Source organism: Pseudomonas sp. GW531-T4, assembly GCF_017349615.1.
Lineage (GTDB): Bacteria > Pseudomonadota > Gammaproteobacteria > Pseudomonadales > Pseudomonadaceae > Aquipseudomonas > Aquipseudomonas chlororaphis_I.
Map to the genome: position 1 here is coordinate 106,785 of NZ_JACMZT010000019.1, position 18,573 is coordinate 125,357.

Consider the following 18,573-nt stretch of genomic DNA (forward strand, 5'->3'; position numbering starts at 1 on the left):
ATCCTCTGAATCTGGAAAATGCTTGCTATCGGTCTCGAGCCGCGGCTCGAGGGTTCCTGCTATTCGGTATGGCCGCTGATGCGCCGGCCCCAGGCTGTCGCCGTGGCGTGCAGCTGTTGTTCGTCCAGGCGCGTCAGGCGCCGGTCGTCGAGCAATTGCTTGCCGGCGACCCAAAGGTGTTTCACGCAATCGCGGCCGGTGGCATATATAAGCTGCGAAACCGGGTCGTAGATCGGTTGCTGCGCCAGGCCAGACAGGTCGAAGGCCACCAGGTCCGCGGCCTTGCCGAGCTCCAGCGAGCCGATTTCGCTCTCCAGGCCCAGGGCCCGCGCGCCGTTGAGCGTGGCCATGCGCAGTGCCTGGTGGGCATTCAGGGCGGTGGCCGAGCCCGCCACGGCCTTGGCCAGCAGCGCGGCGGTGCGGGTTTCGCCGAGCAGGTCCAGGTCGTTGTTGCTGGCGGCCCCGTCGGTGCCTACTGCAACATTGACGCCAGCCTGCCACAGCCGTTCCACCGGGCAGAAGCCGCTGGCCAGTTTCAGGTTCGACTCCGGGCAATGAATGACATTGCTGTTGGTTTCTACCAGCAAAGCCAGGTCGTCATCGCTGATTTGGGTCATGTGTACGGCCTGGAAGCGCGGCCCGAGCAGTCCCAGCCGCGCCAGGCGGGCCAGGGGGCGTTCGCCGTGCCGGGCGATGGCCTGTTCCACCTCGAAGGCGGTTTCATGGACATGCATATGAATGGATGCATCGAGTTCTTCGGCAATGATCCGGATCTTCTCCAGGTTTTCGTCGCCGACCGTATAGGGCGCGTGGGGGCCGAAGGTGATCTTGATGCGCGGATGATGCTTGAGGTCGCTGAACAGCTCGACGCCCTGGCGGATGGCCTCGTCGGCGCTGTGGGCGCCCGGAATCGGAAAGTCGAGGATCGGAATGGCGATCTGCGCCCGAATGCCGCTGTTGTGCACGCGCTCGCTGGCAACCTTCGGGAAGAAGTACATGTCGGAAAAACAGCTGATGCCGCCTTTGAGCTGTTCGGCGATGGCCAGGTCGGTACCGTCGCGGACGAAGGCTTCATCGACCCATTTGGCTTCGGCGGGCCAGATGTGGTTTTCCAGCCAGGTCATCAGCGGCAGGTCGTCGGCCAGGCCGCGGAACAGGGTCATCGCCGCGTGGCCGTGGGCATTGATCAGGCCGGGGCTGAGCAGCATGCCAGGCAGCTCGCGGACCTCGGCAGCCTGCAGCTTCAAGGCGTCGGCACGCGGGCCGATGAACACGATGCGGCCGTCGCGGATACCCAGGCCGTGCTCCTTGAGCACTACGCTGGCCGGTTCAACAGGCACCAGCCAGGTCGGCAACAGGAGTAGGTCGAGCGCAACGACAGGGTTCGGCATCGAAGATCGGTTCCAGGGCGTTTGTGGAGGATGGCGAAGTATACCCGAGCGTCTTCGCCGGGGGATCGCTATAATCGGCGGCTTTTGTTCATGAGTGCGGGGTGAGGGATGCGCGACCGACTGTTGGCTGCGGAGAAGGTGAAGGCCATCGATTGGCGGGATGACGCCCTGTATCTGCTCGATCAGCGTATTTTGCCCTTCGAAGAACGCTGGATCGCCTACACCAGCGCGGCGGGCGTCGCAGGCGCCATTCGCGAAATGGTGGTGCGTGGTGCGCCGGCGATCGGTATCAGCGCCGCGTATGGCGTGGTCCTGGCCGCGCGCGCGCGTTTTGCCGCCGGTGGCGACTGGCAGGCGGCGATGGAGGAAGACTTTGCGCTGCTCGCCGATTCGCGCCCGACCGCGGTCAACCTGTTCTGGGCGCTGAACCGCATGCGTGAGCGTCTGGAGCGCCTCAAGGGCCACGCCGACCCGCTGGCGGTGCTGGAAGCGGAAGCCCTGGCCATTCATGAAAGCGACCGCGAAGCCAACTTGACCATGGCCCAGCTGGGTGTCGACCTGATTCGCCGGCATCAGGGCAATGCCCAGGCCATCCTGACCCATTGCAACACCGGCGCCCTGGCGACCGGAGGCTTCGGCACGGCCCTGGGGGTGATTCGCGGGGCCTTTATCGAGGGGATGGTCGAGCGGGTGTATGCCAATGAGACCCGTCCCTGGCTGCAGGGCTCGCGGCTGACCGCCTGGGAGCTGGCCAACGAAGGCATCCCGGTGACCTTGAATGCCGACTCCGCCGCTGCGCACATCATGAAAACCAAGGGCGTGACCTGGGTGATCGTCGGTGCCGACCGCATTACTGCCAACGGCGACGTGGCGAACAAGATCGGCACCTATCAGCTGGCGGTCAATGCGATGCACCACGGGGTGCGTTTCATGGTGGTCGCGCCGAGTTCGACCATCGACATGGCCCTGGCCAGCGGCGAAGACATTCCGATCGAAGAGCGTGATGGCAAGGAGTTGCTCGAGGTCGGTGGCAAGCGGGTCGGGGCGGATGTGGAGGCCTACAACCCGGTATTCGACGTCACCCCGGCGGACCTGATCGACGCCATCGTCACCGAGAAAGGCATCGTCGAGCGTCCCGACACCGCAAAAATGGCCCAGTTGATGTGCCGCAAGCGCCTGCACTGAGGTCATTTTGCAAAAAGTTTCGCTGGCGGCTGTCGAGGGACGGTCGTCAGTCCGGAAAAAATCCGCATTTATGCGCGAAATCCGCCTCTGAGCTTCTCTCGTCTCTTATCAGCCTGTCATCGGTCAACTAACTATGCTCCATGCGCATCAGGGGGATAGGTGCGTGGCGGCGATTGTGATAACATCCGGCGGTTTCCAAGGTGGTCCGAAGTGACCGCCTTCACTGCGCAAATCCATGGCATAACTTGTTGATTTGTCGTAAGTCGGTGCATGGCACTAGGCCTGCAGCGGCGAGCTTCGTTCGTCCCATATGGATGTGACGAAGTTTCACCAGAAAAAGGAATCAGGCTTCTCATGGGCGAACTGGCCAAAGAAATCCTCCCGGTCAATATCGAAGACGAGCTGAAACAGTCCTATCTCGACTACGCGATGAGCGTAATCGTCGGGCGGGCACTGCCTGATGCGCGCGATGGCTTGAAGCCCGTGCACCGGCGTGTGCTGTACGCGATGAGCGAGCTCGGTAACGACTGGAACAAGCCGTACAAGAAATCTGCCCGTGTTGTCGGTGACGTGATCGGTAAGTATCACCCGCACGGTGATACCGCGGTGTACGACACCATCGTTCGTATGGCCCAGCCATTCTCCCTGCGCTACCTGCTGGTAGACGGCCAGGGTAACTTCGGTTCGGTCGACGGCGACAACGCGGCGGCCATGCGATACACCGAAGTGCGCATGACCAAGCTGGCGCACGAGCTGCTGGCCGACCTGCACAAGGAAACCGTGGACTGGGTGCCGAACTACGACGGCACCGAGCTGATCCCCGCGGTCATGCCGACCAAGATCCCCAACCTGCTGGTCAACGGCTCCAGCGGTATCGCCGTGGGCATGGCGACCAACATTCCGCCGCACAACCTCGGCGAAGTCATCGACGGTTGCCTGGCGTTGATCGACAACCCGGAACTGACCGTCGATGAGCTGATGCAGCACATCCCGGGCCCGGATTTCCCGACTGCGGCGATCATCAACGGTCGCGAAGGCATCATCGAAGCCTACCGTACCGGTCGCGGACGCATTTACATGCGTGCCCGCTCGATCATCGAGGACATCGACAAGGTCGGTGGCCGTCAGCAGATCGTCATCACCGAGCTGCCTTACCAGTTGAACAAGGCGCGTCTGATCGAGAAGATCGCCGAGCTGGTCAAGGAGAAGAAGCTCGAAGGCATCACCGAGCTGCGCGACGAGTCCGACAAGGACGGTATGCGCGTGGTGATCGAGCTGCGCCGTGGCGAAGTGCCGGAGGTGATCCTCAACAACCTCTACGCCCAGACCCAGCTGCAGAGCGTGTTCGGTATCAACATCGTTGCGCTGATCGACGGTCGTCCGCGGATCCTCAACCTGAAGGACCTGCTGGAAGCCTTCGTGCGTCACCGCCGTGAAGTGGTGACCCGCCGCACTGTGTTCGAACTGCGCAAGGCCCGTGAGCGTGGCCACATTCTCGAAGGCCAGGCCGTTGCCCTGTCGAACATCGACCCGGTCATCGCCCTGATCAAGGCTTCGCCGACCCCGTCGGAAGCCAAGGAAGCGCTGGTCAGCACGCCTTGGGAATCCAGCGCGGTGATGACCATGGTCGAGCGCGCCGGCGCGGATTCCTGCCGTCCGGAGAACCTCGATCCGCAATACGGTCTGCGCGACGGCAAGTACTTCCTGTCGCCAGAGCAGGCACAGGCCATTCTGGAACTGCGTCTGCACCGCCTGACCGGCCTCGAGCATGAAAAACTGCTGGCCGAGTACCAGGAGATCCTCAACCAGATCGGCGAGCTGATCCGCATCCTCAACAGCGCCACGCGCCTGATGGAAGTGATCCGCGAAGAGCTGGAAGTGATTCGCGCCGAATACGGCGATGTGCGTCGCACCGAGATCCTTGATGCCCGTCTCGACCTGACCCTGGGCGACATGATTCCGGAAGAGGAACGCGTCGTGACCATTTCCCACGGCGGTTATGCCAAGACCCAGCCGCTGGCTGCGTACCAGGCCCAGCGTCGTGGCGGTAAAGGCAAGTCGGCAACCGGCGTCAAGGATGAGGACTACATCGCTCACCTGCTGGTGGCCAACAGTCACACCACGCTGTTGCTGTTCTCCAGCAAGGGCAAGGTCTACTGGCTGAAAACCTACGAAATCCCCGAGGCTTCCCGTGCCGCCCGCGGCCGCCCGCTGGTCAACCTGCTGCCGCTGGATGACGGTGAATACATCACCACCATGCTGCCGGTCGAGGAATACACCGAAGGTCACTACATCTTCATGGCGACCGCCAACGGCACTGTGAAGAAGACCCCGCTGGAATCCTTCAGCCGTCAGCGCAGCGTCGGTCTGATCGCGCTGGAACTGGACGAGGGCGATGTGCTGATTTCCGCCGCGATCACCGATGGCGAGCGCGAAGTCATGCTGTTCTCCGATGGTGGCAAGGTGACTCGCTTCAAGGAGTCCGACGTTCGTGCCATGGGCCGTACCGCCCGCGGTGTGCGCGGCATGCGTCTGCCGGAAGGGCAGAAACTGATCTCCATGCTGATCCCGGAAGAAGGCAGCCAGATCCTCACCGCTTCGGCGCGGGGTTATGGCAAGCGTACGGCGATCACCGAGTTCCCTGAGTACAAGCGTGGCGGTCAGGGCGTTATCGCCATGGTCAGCAACGAGCGTAACGGCCGTCTGGTCGGCGCGGTTCAGGTGCTCGACGGCGAGGAAATCATGCTGATTTCCGACCAGGGCACCCTGGTGCGCACCCGGGTCGACGAAGTGTCCAGCCTGGGTCGTAACACTCAGGGCGTGACCTTGATCAAGCTGGCCAACGACGAAACGCTGGTAGGCCTGGAGCGGGTTCAGGAGCCGTCCGAAGTCGAAGGCGACGAATTGGAAGACGAAGATGGCGAGGTGCTCGAGGGTGCCGTGCTGGATGCGGCGACCGACTCGGATGATGCCGTCGAAGGCCAGCAGGCTGACGCCGCAGGCGAAGAAGAGTCGCAAGACTAAATAAATCGTAGCAGGGCAGAGTGTTTGCTCTGTCCGCTACCGTGAATGCATAGCGAGAGTGGATGTGAGCAAACGAGCCTATAACTTCTGCGCAGGTCCCGCTGCGCTACCTGAAGCTGTCCTGTTGCGTGCCCAGGCCGAATTGCTGGATTGGCATGGCAAGGGCCTGTCGGTCATGGAGATGAGCCATCGCAGCGATGAGTTCGTCTCCATCGCCACCAAGGCCGAGCAGGATCTGCGTGATCTGCTGAATATCCCCTCGAACTATAAAGTGCTGTTTCTGCAAGGCGGCGCCAGCCAGCAATTTGCTCAGATTCCACTGAACCTGCTGCCGGAAAATGGCACTGCCGACTATATCGACACCGGTATCTGGTCGCAGAAGGCCATTGAAGAAGCCTCGCGCTACGGCCATGTCAATGTGGCTGCCACCGCCAAGCCTTACGATTATTTCGCCATCCCTGGCCAGAACGAATGGCAGCTGTCGAAAGACGCGGCCTACGTGCACTACGCGCCGAACGAAACCATCGGCGGCCTGGAATTCCAGTGGGTCCCGGAAACCGGCGACGTTCCGCTGGTGGCCGACATGTCTTCCGACATCCTATCGCGCCCTGTGGATATCTCCCGTTTCGGCATGATCTACGCCGGCGCGCAGAAAAACATTGGCCCGAGCGGTATCCTGGTCAATATCGTTCGCGAGGACCTGCTGGGTCGCGCGCGCTCGCTGTGCCCGACCATGCTCGACTACAAGGTCGCGGCGGACAACGGCTCGATGTACAACACTCCGCCGACCCTGGCCTGGTACTTGTCCGGCCTGGTGTTCGAGTGGCTCAAGGAGCAGGGTGGGGTGGAAGCCATCGCCAAGCTCAATGACGTCAAGCAGCGCACCCTGTATGACTTCATCGACGCCAGCGGCCTGTACAGCAACCCGATCAACAAGTCGGACCGCTCGTGGATGAACGTACCGTTCCGCCTGGCCGATGACCGTCTGGACAAGCCGTTCCTGGCCGGCGCCGACGCGCGTGGCCTGTTGAACCTCAAGGGTCACCGTTCGGTAGGCGGCATGCGCGCCTCCATCTACAACGCCGTCGACATCAATGCGGTCAACGCGCTGGTGGCGTACATGGCAGAGTTCGAGAAGGAACACGGCTAATGTCTGAGCAAGAACTCAAGGCACTGCGCCTGCGCATTGACGCTCTGGACGAGAAAGTCCTGGAGTTGATCAGTGAGCGCGCGCGCTGCGCCCAGGAAGTCGCGCGAGTAAAGATGGCCTCGCTGGCCGAAGGCGAAGTGCCGGTGTTCTATCGTCCTGAGCGTGAAGCTCAGGTGCTCAAGCGGGTGATGGAACGCAACCAGGGGCCGTTGGGTAACGAAGAGATGGCGCGGCTGTTCCGTGAAATCATGTCGTCCTGCCTGGCGCTCGAGCAGCCGCTGAAAGTGGCTTACCTCGGTCCGGAAGGTACCTTCACCCAGGCAGCGGCCATGAAGCACTTCGGTCACGCGGTGATCAGCAAGCCAATGGCGGCGATCGACGAAGTGTTCCGTGAAGTGGCGGCGGGTGCGGTGAATTTTGGCGTGGTGCCTGTGGAAAACTCCACCGAGGGTGCGGTCAACCACACCCTCGACAGTTTCCTGGAGCACGACATGGTGATCTGCGGCGAGGTCGAGCTGCGTATCCACCATCATCTGCTGGTTGGTGAAAACACCAAGACCGACAGCATCAGCCGCATCTACTCCCATGCCCAATCCCTGGCGCAGTGCCGCAAGTGGCTGGATGCGCATTATCCGAATGTCGAGCGGGTTGCGGTTTCCAGCAACGCCGAAGCGGCCAAGCGGGTCAAGGGCGAGTGGAACTCGGCGGCCATCGCCGGCGACATGGCGGCGAGCCTGTATGGCCTGACCCGCCTGGCCGAGAAAATCGAGGATCGCCCGGACAACTCCACGCGCTTCCTGATGATCGGCAACCAGGAAGTGCCGCCGACCGGCGACGACAAGACCTCGATCATCGTTTCCATGAGCAACAAGCCTGGCGCTCTGCATGAGCTGCTGGTGCCTTTCCATGATAACGGCATCGATCTGACGCGTATCGAAACCCGGCCTTCGCGCAGCGGCAAGTGGACCTATGTGTTCTTCATCGACTTCGTCGGCCACCATCGCGATCCATTGATCAAGGGTGTGCTGGAAAAGATCAGTCAGGAAGCAGTGGCACTCAAGGTGCTGGGTTCCTACCCGAAAGCGGTTCTCTGAGGCTTTAACAATGAGTGGCGACTTCCTCGCTCTGGCGCAGCCGGGCGTGCAACAACTTTCGCCTTACGTTCCGGGCAAGCCCGTGGACGAACTGGCACGCGAGCTGGATCTCGATCCGGCGAAAATCGTCAAGCTGGCGAGCAACGAAAACCCGCTGGGTGCCAGTCCCAAGGCGCTGGCGGCGATTCGCGAAGAGCTGGCCGAGCTGACTCGTTACCCAGATGGCAATGGCTTTGCGCTCAAGACCCTGCTGGCCGAGCGCTGTGGCGTCGAGCTGGCGCAGGTCACCCTGGGTAACGGTTCCAACGACATTCTGGAACTGGTTGCCCGAGCCTATCTGGCGCCTGGCCTGAATGCGGTGTTCAGCGAACACGCCTTTGCGGTCTACCCGATCGTTACCCAGGCAGTGGGCGCCGAAGCCCGCGTGATTCCGGCCAAGGACTGGGGGCATGACCTGCCGGCCATGCTGCAGGCCATCGATGCCGATACCCGGGTGGTCTTTATCGCCAACCCGAACAATCCGACCGGTACCTGGTTCAGCGCCGAGGCGCTGGACGAGTTCCTCCAGGACGTACCGGCGCATGTGCTGGTGGTGCTGGACGAGGCTTACATCGAATATGCCGAAGGCAGCGATCTGCCGGATGGCCTGGACTTCCTGGCGGCCTATCCGAATCTGCTGGTTTCGCGAACCTTCTCCAAGGCCTATGGCCTGGCCGCGTTGCGCGTGGGTTATGGCTTGTCGACTCCGACAGTGGCTGATGTGCTCAATCGCGTTCGCCAGCCATTCAACGTCAACAGCCTGGCCCTGGCGGCGGCGTGTGCGGCGCTGGAGGATACCGATTACCTGGCCGAAAGCCGCCGTCTGAATGAGGCGGGCATGCAGCAGCTGGAAGCCGGCTTCCGGGAGCTGGGCCTGAGCTGGATCGCCTCCAGGGGCAACTTCATCGCGGTGGATGTCGGGCGGGTTGCCGCGCCGGTGTTCCAGGGCTTGTTGCGTGAAGGGGTGATCGTGCGTCCGGTGGCCAACTACGGCATGCCGAATCACCTGCGCGTGACCATTGGCTTGCCGGCTGAAAACACGCGTTTCCTCGAGGCTTTGGCCAAGGTTCTGGCTCGTGGTTGATGTCATTCCAGTGCAACCTGCGGTGCCTATGATCGGTCGCCTGGTGGTGGTCGGTCTGGGACTGATCGGCGGTTCCTTTGCCAAGGGCCTGCGTGAAAGTGGCGTATGCCGCGAGGTTGTCGGCGTCGATCTCGACCCGCAATCGCGCAAGCTGGCCGTTGAGTTGGGCGTGGTGGATCGCTGTGAAGAAGACCTGGCGCTGGCGTGCCAGGGCGCTGACGTGATCCAGCTGGCGGTACCGATTCTGGCCATGGAAAAGCTACTGGCGATTCTGGCCGGCATGGATCTGGGGCAGGCGATCCTGACCGATGTCGGCAGCGCCAAGGGCAATGTGGTGCGAGCGGCGACCGAGGCTTTTGGCGGCATGCCGCGGCGCTTCGTCCCGGGGCATCCGATCGCCGGTTCCGAGCAGAGTGGGGTGGAGGCCGCCAATGGCCAGTTGTTCCGTCGCCACAAGGTGATCCTGACGCCGCTGGAGCAGACCGACCCGGCAGCGCTGGCGGTGGTCGACAAGCTCTGGCGAGAGCTGGGGGCCGATGTCGAGCATATGCAGGTCGAGCGCCACGATGAAGTGTTGGCGGCGACCAGTCATCTGCCGCACTTGCTGGCGTTCGGTCTGGTCGATTCGTTGGCCAAGCGCAGTGAAAATCTGGACATCTTCCGCTACGCTGCGGGCGGTTTCCGTGATTTCACGAGAATCGCCGGTAGTGACCCGGTCATGTGGCACGACATCTTCCTCGCCAATCGCGAAGCTGTCCTGCGCACACTCGATACATTTCGCAACGACCTCGACGCCTTGCGCGACGCGGTCGATGCAGGGGATGGGCACCAGTTGTTGGGCGTATTCACTCGCGCCCGGGTTGCTCGCGAGCATTTCAGTAAAATCCTGGCCCGTCGGGCCTATGTGGACGCTATGAACTCCAATAACCTGATTTTCCTGGCAAATCCTGGTGGCCGCCTGACTGGGCGGGTTCGTGTACCAGGCGACAAGTCGATTTCTCACCGTTCGATCATGCTCGGCTCCCTGGCTGAAGGTACTACCGAAGTCGAAGGCTTCCTCGAGGGCGAGGACGCCCTGGCGACGCTGCAGGCTTTCCGTGACATGGGCGTGGTGATCGAGGGTCCGCACCATGGTCGCGTGACCATCCATGGCGTCGGGCTGCATGGCTTGAAGCCGGCTCCAGGCCCGATCTACCTGGGCAACTCTGGCACCTCGATGCGTCTGCTGTCCGGCCTGCTGGCCGCGCAGAGTTTCGATAGCGTGCTGACGGGCGATGCCTCGTTGTCCAAGCGTCCGATGAATCGCGTAGCCAATCCGCTGCGCGAGATGGGGGCGGTGATTGAAACTGCCGCGGAAGGGCGTCCGCCGATGACCATCCGTGGCGGTCACAAGCTCAAGGGCCTGACTTACACCATGCCAATGGCCAGTGCCCAGGTTAAGTCCTGCCTGCTGTTGGCTGGCCTGTACGCCGAGGGCAAGACCACGGTGACTGAGCCTGCGCCAACCCGTGATCATACCGAGCGCATGCTGCGTGGTTTCGGTTATCCGGTGGCGGTCGACGGCGCCACGGCCTCGGTCGAGTCCGGTGGCAAACTGCAGGCGACCCATATCGAGGTGCCTGCGGATATCTCCTCGGCGGCCTTCTTCCTGGTGGCTGCGTCCATCGCCGAAGGTTCCGAGCTGGTGCTCGAGCACGTTGGCATTAACCCGACTCGTACCGGGGTAATCGATATCCTGCGCCTGATGGGGGCTGATATCAGCCTGGAGAACCAGCGGGAAGTCGGCGGCGAACCGGTGGCGGACCTGCGTGTTCGCGCAGCGAAGCTCAAGGGGATCGATATTCCGGAAGAACTGGTCCCGTTGGCGATCGACGAATTCCCGGTGCTGTTCGTTGCCGCGGCCTGTGCCGAAGGGCGTACCGTGCTGCGTGGCGCCGAAGAGCTGCGGGTCAAGGAGTCCGACCGTATTCAAGTGATGGCGGATGGCCTGCTGGCCCTGGGCGTCAAGTGCGAGCCGACGCCGGACGGTATCATCATCGATGGCAGCCAGATTGGCGGCGGCGAAGTGCACGGGCATGGCGACCACCGTATTGCCATGGCCTTCAGCGTGGCCTCGTTGCGCGCCAATGCGCCAATCCGCATCCATGACTGCGCCAACGTTGCCACGTCCTTCCCGAACTTCCTCGCGCTGTGCGCGCAGGTCGGTATTCGCGTTGCGCAAGAGGCTCAGTCGTGAACATCAAGGCGCCAGTCATCACCATCGATGGGCCAAGTGGCTCGGGCAAGGGCACTATCGCCGGGATTCTGGCCAAGCGCTTGGGTTGGTGTCTGCTGGATTCCGGTGCCTTGTACCGTTTGCTGGCTTTTGCTGCGCGCAATCATGGTGTCGACCTGACCAATGAGGAATCGCTGAAACTGTTGGCGGCTCATTTGGATGTACAGTTCGTCGGCGCGACCGAAGGTCATCCGCAACGCATCATCCTGGAAGGTGATGACGTCACCGACGATTTGCGCAACGAGCAGGTGGGGGCCTGGGCATCCCAGGTCGCGGCGCTGCCGGCCGTACGCGATGCGCTGCTGCAGCGTCAGCGGGCTTTTCAGGAGCCGCCGGGGCTGGTGGCCGATGGGCGTGACATGGGGACAGTGGTGTTTCCCGATGCACCCCTGAAGATATTCCTCACTGCAAGTGCCGAGGAGCGCGCGCGTCGCCGTTACTTGCAGTTGAAGGGAAAAGTCGATGGTGTTAGTCTGTCGAGTCTGCTAGATGAGATTCGTGCGCGCGATGAGCGTGACACCCAGCGAGCAGTCGCCCCGCTCAAACCGGCGGTTGACGCGATACAGCTGGATTCCACGGAGTTGTCCATCGAGCAGGTGTTGGAACGCATCTTGAGTGAAATCGCCATTCGCGATATCGCCGGGTGACCAAGGAGGAGCGCAGGGGACCAGTCATAGTCCTGCGGTCCTTCTTTTATATGAACGTAACCCACATTGTCTGGGATGTGGCAGATGGGCGTATTCTTCGCCCTTATCAACAGGAATTAAAATGAGCGAAAGCTTTGCGGAACTCTTTGAAGAAAGCCTAAAAACCCTGAACCTTCAGGCAGGCTCCATCATCACCGGTGTTATCGTCGACATCGACTACCAAGCGCGTTGGGTAACCGTTCACGCTGGTCTGAAGTCTGAAGCGCTGATCCCGCTTGAGCAGTTCTACAACGATGCTGGCGAACTGTCCATCAATGTTGGTGATGAAGTTCACGTTGCTCTGGATTCGGTTGAAGACGGCTTTGGTGAAACCAAGCTGTCCCGTGAAAAAGCCAAGCGCGCTGAATGCTGGATCGTTCTGGAAGCAGCCTTCGCAGCCGAAGAAGTGGTCAAGGGCGTTATCAACGGTAAGGTTAAAGGCGGCTTCACTGTCGACGTTAACGGCATCCGTGCGTTCCTGCCAGGTTCTCTGGTTGACGTCCGTCCAGTGCGCGACACCACGCACCTGGAAGGCAAAGAGCTCGAGTTTAAAGTCATCAAACTCGACCAGAAGCGCAACAACGTTGTCGTTTCCCGCCGTAGCGTCCTCGAAGCCGAGAACTCCGCTGAGCGTGAAGCTCTGCTGGAATCCCTGCAGGAAGGTCAGCAAGTCAAAGGTATCGTCAAAAACCTCACCGATTACGGCGCATTCGTCGATCTGGGTGGCGTCGATGGCCTGCTGCACATCACCGACATGGCTTGGAAGCGCATCAAGCATCCTTCCGAAATCGTCAACGTTGGCGACGAGATCGATGTCAAGGTTCTGAAGTACGATCGCGAGCGCAATCGTGTTTCCCTGGGCCTGAAGCAGCTGGGCGAAGATCCATGGGTTGCTATCAAAGCCCGTTACCCAGAAAGCACTCGCGTTACCGCTCGTGTAACCAACCTGACCGACTACGGCTGCTTCGCTGAGCTGGAAGAGGGCGTTGAAGGTCTGGTGCACGTTTCGGAAATGGACTGGACCAACAAGAACATCCATCCTTCGAAAGTCGTACAAGTCGGCGACGAAGTGGAAGTTATGGTTCTGGACATCGACGAAGAGCGTCGTCGCATCTCCCTGGGTATCAAGCAGTGCAAATCTAACCCATGGGAAGATTTCTCTGGCCAGTTCAACAAGGGCGATAAAATCTCCGGCACCATCAAGTCGATCACCGATTTCGGTATCTTCATTGGTCTGGACGGTGGCATCGACGGTCTGGTTCACCTGTCCGACATCTCCTGGAACGAAGTGGGCGAAGAAGCCGTACGCCGCTTCAAGAAGGGCGACGAGCTGGACACCGTTATCCTGTCGGTTGACCCAGAGCGTGAGCGTATCTCCCTGGGCATCAAGCAACTGGAAAGCGATCCGTTCTCCGAGTACGTTCAAGAGAACGACAAGGGGGCAATCGTTAAGGGTGTTGTAAAAGAAGTTGACGCCAAAGGCGCCATCATCACCCTGGCCAACGATATCGAAGCTACTCTGAAAGCCTCCGAAATCAGCCGTGACCGCATCGAAGATGCTCGTAACGTCCTGAAAGAAGGCGAAGAAGTTGAAGCCAAGATCATCAGCGTTGACCGTAAGAGCCGTGTAATCCAGCTCTCGATCAAGTCGAAAGACGTTGAAGACGAGAAAGAAGCTATCCAGAGCCTGCGCGACAAGCCAGCTGCTTCGGATATCGCTGCTGGTCCTACCACTCTGGGCGACCTGCTGCGTGCACAGATGGAAAAGCAGAACTAAGTTCTGTCAGACCATAGAAAAAGGGCGACTTCGGTCGCCCTTTTTTGTGTCTGCGATTTGGATTCTGGCTTGCATCTGTCAAGGGGGAAACCAATAGAGTCATTCGGGTGTCTATTTTCTTAAGCGGATCAATAACCTATTCAGGGCTAGGCTTGCTTGAGCTGAATGATGGTGGGGCGATTGCCCGGTATAAGGAAGTAGATGAAAAATCTCATTGTGGTTTTTGCGGTTCTAGTCTTGGTGGGTTGTACGACCAACGCCAAGGTCCATGCAGTCCGTGGTGTCAGCGGCATCGAGATCGACTGCTCCGGTCTTGGGGCTGGATGGGACAAGTGCTACAGGCGCGCTGAGCGTGAATGCAAGGGGGATGGCTACAAAGTCATCACCAGATCCAGTGATGCCAAGGACGAGGAGGGTGACTATCCCTTTGGTTGGAATCCTGCGGGGTACCTCACGCGGACCATGCTTGTCATATGCCGCTAGTAGGATGGCGTGGAGGAAGGTCGAATTGCCGTTGGGTTTTCGTTCCGCGTGCTGTTGAATGCCTTTGCTTGTGGCGTTTTCGCAAGGTGGGAGATAAGTCAATGCTTGGGCTGTTCAAAATCCCCCGGTCGTGCTAAAACCTTTGAAGCGCTTATCTAGCTGCTTGAAAAAGAAGGGAAAAATATGACGAAGTCGGAGTTGATCGAACGAATTGTCACCCATCAAGGGCTACTCTCATCCAAGGATGTGGAACTGGCCATCAAGACCATGCTTGAGCAAATGTCCCAGTGCCTGGCAACCGGAGATCGTATCGAGATTCGGGGCTTTGGTAGCTTCTCTCTGCACTATCGTGCGCCGCGTGTCGGGCGTAACCCGAAGACTGGTCAGTCTGTCAGTCTCGATGGCAAGTTCGTTCCGCATTTCAAGCCAGGCAAAGAGCTGCGCGATCGTGTGAACGAAGATGAGGAGGAAGGGCTTTGACCAGGTCGGTTCAAGGGGCGGTTCATGCGTAATCTCAAGCGTGTACTTCTCGTGGCGCTCATTCTTTTGCTTGTTCTGGCGATCCTTGCTTTTGTGCTTGAGAATCAGCAATCCGTCTCTTTGTTATTCCTTGGCTGGGTTGGGCCACAGCTTCCGGTATCGTTGGTCGCAATCACTGCCTTATTGTTTGGCATGCTAATCGGTCCGCTGTTGGGTTGGCTAGTTGGCTTTGCTATTAGAGGGCGGCGTAGGCGCTTGGTCTAACTGGATTGGCGGCACGGCTCGCTCCTTTTTGTTGCGTGAGATTAACCATATCCTTGTAAGACCTTCTAAATGTAAAATTTAGCGTTTGCACAGATAGTGAGTGATTACGATACCTATCCAAATGGGCTATTTCATACCAGACTGATTCGGTGGTATGTCCTGCATTCATGGATAAGACGGTGCTATTAAGGTGGTTCTGTTGTCAGCTCAAGGGTATGGTGTCGCGTGAAAACTCTAGTAACCAATGCAGCTGAATTTATCGGCTCTGTAGTCATTCATAACTTGCGCTGAATTGAGCGTTTCATCTTTTCGAATAGTAACGTTCAGTTGGTACAAGTAGGAATGATATGTCGGTGAAATATCCTAAGATCGCAGTTCTGCTGGCTGCCTATAATGGCATGCAGTGGATCGAAGAACAGTTGGTCTCGATCCTTGGTCAATCAGCAGTCGATATAACCATCTACATAAGTATTGACCCTTCTACTGACGGAACAGAAGCTTGGTGCGCGCGCTATGCTGCGGAACATCCTAGCGTTGTCGTGCTGCCGGACGCTGGCAGCTTTGGTGGCGCCTCGCGTAATTTCTTCAGGCTGATCCGCGATGTCGATTTTGAAGGGTACGATTTCATCGCCTTTGCCGATCAGGATGACGTTTGGCATTCGGACAAACTGCGGCGTGCAACCCGGGTGCTTCAAACCCATCATGTGGAAGCCTACTCCAGCAACGTCACTGCCTTTTGGCCAGACGGCAGAACTCTTCTGCTGGACAAAGCGCAGCCTCAGGTTGCCTGGGACTTTCTGTTTGAAGCGGCCGGCCCCGGCTGTACTTACGTAATGAGCCAAAGCCTTGTGGGGCCGTTGAAGGCTTCGATGCTCGCAAACTGGCAGCTACTGCAGGATGTCAGCTTACATGACTGGTACTGCTATGCCTTTGCTCGTAGCCATGGCTACCGCTGGTTCATCGATCTCGTACCATCAATGGACTATCGCCAGCACGAGCGTAATCAGGTTGGTGCCAATACTGGGTTGAGCCCATTGATAGCTCGCTATAAAACCATTCATGACGGTTGGTGGTTCAATCAAGTGCAACTGATAGCTCGTCTGGTGGGGCAGGGTGCCGATCCGTTCGTGAAAACTTGGTTGCAGTTGCGACGCCGGCAACTGATCAAGCTATCCTTCAGCGCTTGGAAATGCCGACGCCGGGTCCGCGACAAGGTATTTTTCTTTTTTATCTGCTGGGCCACTGCGTTGATAGGGAATAAAACGCAATGACAACCCTAAAGGTATTGGTGACAGGGGCAAATGGGTTTGTCGGTGAAGCGGTAGTCTTTCGTCTATTACTGCACAAGAAGTTCACCCCAATCGCGGCGGTTCGAGGGGTAACGCGACTGTGTGGCTTATGCTCGGTAGCCACCTTCGATCTGACCGACCCCAAGCCTTTGCCCTTATTAAACAATGTACATGCGATCATTCATGCTGCCGCCCGCGTTCATGTGATGAATGAAACGGCTGTGGACGCTTTGGCCGAATTTCGCAAGGTCAACGTGGAAGGGACCCTCAGACTGGCACGGCACGCTGCCGCATCAGGGGTAAAACGCTTCATCTTCATTAGTTCTATCAAGGTCAACGGTGAAAGCACTATCCCGGGCAAATCGTTTAAAGCCGATGATTCTCCGGCCCCGGTTGATCCTTATAGTGTGTCCAAGCATGAAGCGGAGGAGGCCTTGAGAAAGCTTGCTCAAGAGACTGGCATGGAGGTGGTGATCATCCGCCCGCCATTGGTCTATGGGCCGGGAGTCAAAGCTAATTTCCTGAGTATGCTAAGTTGGCTCAATAGAGGTATACCGTTGCCATTGGGCGCGATTCGTAACCAGCGGAGTCTGGTGGCAATCGGAAACTTGGTAGACTTGGTAGTTACTTGCATCGATCATCCTGCTGCTGCGAATCACACTTTCTTGGTCTGCGACGGTGAATGCTTATCTACAACCCAATTGTTGCGACGTCTGGCCAAGGCGTTGGGTAAAAATGCCCGATTGCTGTGGTTGCCTGAGTCTCTATTGAAGCTGGCAGCTTCAATACTGGGAAAGCAAGCCGTTGCCCAGCGACTATGTGGGTCGTTGCAGGTCGATATCAGCAAGAACCGTGAGTTGTTGGGGTGGACTCCTCCCATCAATATGGACAAAGCTATGCGGCAGACTGCTAGCCATTATCTGGATAAACAAGTGAAATGATCTTTTTGTGGCTGCTACTTGCGGTATTTGCAATTTCTTGTGTACTGACACTCGTCCTGCGACGTTACGCTCTAGCTAAGAGCTTGATGGATATACCCAACGAGCGCAGTTCTCACTCAATCCCTACGCCTCGTGGTGGAGGCGTGGCTATCGTTATCGCCTTTGTGCTGGCGCTTCCCATTCTTACTAGCCTCAACCTGCTGAGCTTTGCCGCATTGTATGGCCTTCTGGGCTCCGGCCTGCTTGTTGCGGTTATTGGTTTCGCCGATGACCATGGGCATATCGTTGCCAAATGGCGACTGCTGGGGCACTTCATTGCGGCGGCGTGGGCGCTGTTCTGGCTAAACGGCCTCCCACCAATGTCGATCTTTGGGGTCACACTTGATCTGGGGTGGTTTGGTAATGTTTTGGCCCTGGTCTATCTGGTCTGGATGCTTAATCTTTATAATTTCATGGATGGCATTGATGGTTTGGCCAGTGTCGAAGCGATCAGCGCTTGCCTGGGAATTTGTCTGGTTTATTGGCTTAGCGGGGTCGCTGAGCTGATCTGGGTGCCGCTGATTCTGGCAGCCTCAGTGGCAGGCTTTCTTTGCTGGAACTTCCCTCCGGCGCGGATTTTCATGGGTGATGCGGGGAGTGGCTTCCTTGGTTTTTTTCTAGGAGGATTAGCGCTTCAGGCGGCCTGGATAGTTCCTGAAATATTCTGGAGTTGGATGATTTTGCTAGGGGTATTTATCGTCGATGCCACTTGGACATTGATTAGGCGATTTGCTCGTGGAGATAAAGTATTTCAAGCTCATCGAAGCCATGCTTATCAATATGCATCGCGTCGTTTTTCTAGCCATAAAGTCGTTACATATAGCGTTGCGGCTATAAATATTGTGTGGTTGACTCCATGGGCAGTTATTGTGGCTAAGGGAGGCTTGCATGGAGTTGAAGGTATGCTGTTAGCGTATTTTCCTTTATTTATTCTTAGCTATGTATTCAATGCTGGCGCATTGGAGGATAGTAACCAAGCTTGATAAGTATGTACTACCGCATGCCCAGCATAAGCGATCCATTGCATGTATATTTAATCCTTCCAGTCGCAGTCTGACGCTATACCCATGATTTCATCATGGGATGGATGGCCCCAGAAAGATCTTAGCGCAACATCAAATCAAGCCTCTTATTTGCGTAAGCTAACTATGCATCCTCATGCCATAATTCGCTTTGATTAAAAACAGTAGTCATATATGGTAGTTTTATACATAGGAGCTTTTGAGGGCCAGTCATTCCTATTGTGCTCATAGTATCGGGTGACCACTCTTCAGTGAGTAATGCAGCGCTTGAGTGGTGATTTCCTGTCTTGGTCGAGAGTATCATTTTTTTTGATGCTAACGGGAAATCTGATTGTAATGATTTTCTATTG

The 18,573-nt window shown here is 58.1% G+C and carries 16 protein-coding genes; 14 read left to right on the top strand and 2 right to left on the bottom strand.

Features of this window, described 5'->3' with window-relative positions; all coding sequences use genetic code 11:
- Positions 1-59: 59 nt before the first annotated feature.
- On the bottom strand, positions 60-1,391 hold the full coding sequence (locus tag J4D28_RS17080) for a TRZ/ATZ family hydrolase (protein WP_009050170.1): 1,332 nt from the start codon (positions 1,389-1,391) through the stop codon (positions 60-62).
- Positions 1,392-1,499: 108 nt separating this feature from the next.
- On the opposite strand from J4D28_RS17080, the gene mtnA reads away from it, so the two are divergent.
- From mtnA to J4D28_RS17150, 14 genes are all read left to right on the top strand, one after another.
- Positions 1,500-2,576 carry an S-methyl-5-thioribose-1-phosphate isomerase gene (gene mtnA / locus J4D28_RS17085; RefSeq protein WP_009050169.1) on the top strand — a complete coding sequence of 359 codons (1,077 nt, stop codon included), beginning with the start codon at positions 1,500-1,502 and terminating at the stop codon, positions 2,574-2,576.
- 354 nt (positions 2,577-2,930) lie between these two features.
- Positions 2,931-5,600, top strand: a complete 2,670-nt coding sequence (gene gyrA, locus J4D28_RS17090) for a DNA gyrase subunit A (RefSeq protein WP_009050168.1) — start codon at positions 2,931-2,933, stop codon at positions 5,598-5,600.
- Between the two features lie 64 nt (positions 5,601-5,664).
- Positions 5,665-6,750: a 3-phosphoserine/phosphohydroxythreonine transaminase gene (serC, locus tag J4D28_RS17095; protein ID WP_009050167.1), complete on the top strand. Its 1,086-nt coding sequence runs from the start codon at positions 5,665-5,667 to the stop codon at positions 6,748-6,750.
- Positions 6,750-7,844, top strand: coding sequence for a prephenate dehydratase (pheA, locus tag J4D28_RS17100; protein ID WP_009045010.1), 1,095 nt, complete (start codon positions 6,750-6,752; stop codon positions 7,842-7,844). Before serC ends, pheA begins: the two co-directional genes overlap by 1 nt.
- Positions 7,845-7,854: 10 nt before the next feature.
- The gene (gene hisC / locus J4D28_RS17105; RefSeq protein WP_009050166.1) at positions 7,855-8,967 is read left to right on the top strand and encodes a histidinol-phosphate transaminase; all 1,113 of its coding nucleotides are present in this window, start codon (positions 7,855-7,857) and stop codon (positions 8,965-8,967) included.
- Between the two features lie 28 nt (positions 8,968-8,995).
- The gene (locus J4D28_RS17110) at positions 8,996-11,203 is read left to right on the top strand and encodes a bifunctional prephenate dehydrogenase/3-phosphoshikimate 1-carboxyvinyltransferase (RefSeq protein WP_028683084.1); all 2,208 of its coding nucleotides are present in this window, start codon (positions 8,996-8,998) and stop codon (positions 11,201-11,203) included.
- Entirely contained in the window at positions 11,200-11,889 is a 690-nt protein-coding gene (cmk, locus tag J4D28_RS17115) for a (d)CMP kinase (protein ID WP_007931317.1), read from the top strand. Before J4D28_RS17110 ends, cmk begins: the two co-directional genes overlap by 4 nt.
- 121 nt (positions 11,890-12,010) lie before the next feature.
- Complete coding sequence (rpsA, locus tag J4D28_RS17120; RefSeq protein WP_007931318.1) at positions 12,011-13,705, top strand: 30S ribosomal protein S1; 1,695 nt, start codon at positions 12,011-12,013, stop codon at positions 13,703-13,705.
- A 201-nt stretch (positions 13,706-13,906) separates the two neighbouring features.
- Complete coding sequence (locus J4D28_RS17125) at positions 13,907-14,188, top strand: hypothetical protein (protein WP_039968127.1); 282 nt, start codon at positions 13,907-13,909, stop codon at positions 14,186-14,188.
- A gap of 183 nt (positions 14,189-14,371) precedes the next feature.
- Positions 14,372-14,668 carry an integration host factor subunit beta gene (gene ihfB / locus J4D28_RS17130; RefSeq protein ID WP_003369729.1) on the top strand — a complete coding sequence of 99 codons (297 nt, stop codon included), beginning with the start codon at positions 14,372-14,374 and terminating at the stop codon, positions 14,666-14,668.
- Positions 14,669-14,692: 24 nt separating this feature from the next.
- Positions 14,693-14,932 (top strand): LapA family protein, encoded by a 240-nt coding sequence (locus J4D28_RS17135; RefSeq protein ID WP_016704362.1) that lies wholly within the window; start codon positions 14,693-14,695, stop codon positions 14,930-14,932.
- Between the two features lie 347 nt (positions 14,933-15,279).
- Complete coding sequence (locus tag J4D28_RS17140; protein WP_009050164.1) at positions 15,280-16,203, top strand: glycosyltransferase; 924 nt, start codon at positions 15,280-15,282, stop codon at positions 16,201-16,203.
- Positions 16,200-17,162: an SDR family oxidoreductase gene (locus J4D28_RS17145; RefSeq protein WP_016704361.1), complete on the top strand. Its 963-nt coding sequence runs from the start codon at positions 16,200-16,202 to the stop codon at positions 17,160-17,162. The genes J4D28_RS17140 and J4D28_RS17145 overlap by 4 nt, the downstream gene beginning before the upstream one ends.
- On the top strand, positions 17,159-18,184 hold the full coding sequence (locus J4D28_RS17150) for a glycosyltransferase family 4 protein (protein WP_009050162.1): 1,026 nt from the start codon (positions 17,159-17,161) through the stop codon (positions 18,182-18,184). Before J4D28_RS17145 ends, J4D28_RS17150 begins: the two co-directional genes overlap by 4 nt.
- Positions 18,185-18,347: 163 nt before the next feature.
- On the opposite strand, the gene J4D28_RS17155 is transcribed toward J4D28_RS17150, so the two are convergent.
- A partial coding sequence (locus J4D28_RS17155; RefSeq protein WP_207246431.1) for a hypothetical protein occupies positions 18,348-18,573 on the bottom strand: 226 nt, incomplete at its 5' end.

Bases quoted from the DNA above. Each gene is read 5' to 3' on its own strand.
- J4D28_RS17135 (WP_016704362.1), top strand. From the start codon at position 14,693: ATGCGTAATCTCAAGCGTGTACTTCTCGTGGCGCTCATTCTTTTGCTT.
- gyrA (WP_009050168.1), top strand. From the start codon at position 2,931: ATGGGCGAACTGGCCAAAGAAATCCTCCCGGTCAATATCGAAGACGAG.
- J4D28_RS17080 (WP_009050170.1), bottom strand. From the start codon at position 1,391: ATGCCGAACCCTGTCGTTGCGCTCGACCTACTCCTGTTGCCGACCTGG.
- mtnA (WP_009050169.1), top strand. From the start codon at position 1,500: ATGCGCGACCGACTGTTGGCTGCGGAGAAGGTGAAGGCCATCGATTGG.
- rpsA (WP_007931318.1), top strand. From the start codon at position 12,011: ATGAGCGAAAGCTTTGCGGAACTCTTTGAAGAAAGCCTAAAAACCCTG.
- J4D28_RS17140 (WP_009050164.1), top strand. From the start codon at position 15,280: ATGTCGGTGAAATATCCTAAGATCGCAGTTCTGCTGGCTGCCTATAAT.
- hisC (WP_009050166.1), top strand. From the start codon at position 7,855: ATGAGTGGCGACTTCCTCGCTCTGGCGCAGCCGGGCGTGCAACAACTT.
- J4D28_RS17110 (WP_028683084.1), top strand. From the start codon at position 8,996: ATGATCGGTCGCCTGGTGGTGGTCGGTCTGGGACTGATCGGCGGTTCC.
- ihfB (WP_003369729.1), top strand. From the start codon at position 14,372: ATGACGAAGTCGGAGTTGATCGAACGAATTGTCACCCATCAAGGGCTA.
- J4D28_RS17145 (WP_016704361.1), top strand. From the start codon at position 16,200: ATGACAACCCTAAAGGTATTGGTGACAGGGGCAAATGGGTTTGTCGGT.
- J4D28_RS17125 (WP_039968127.1), top strand. From the start codon at position 13,907: ATGAAAAATCTCATTGTGGTTTTTGCGGTTCTAGTCTTGGTGGGTTGT.
- J4D28_RS17150 (WP_009050162.1), top strand. From the start codon at position 17,159: ATGATCTTTTTGTGGCTGCTACTTGCGGTATTTGCAATTTCTTGTGTA.
- pheA (WP_009045010.1), top strand. From the start codon at position 6,750: ATGTCTGAGCAAGAACTCAAGGCACTGCGCCTGCGCATTGACGCTCTG.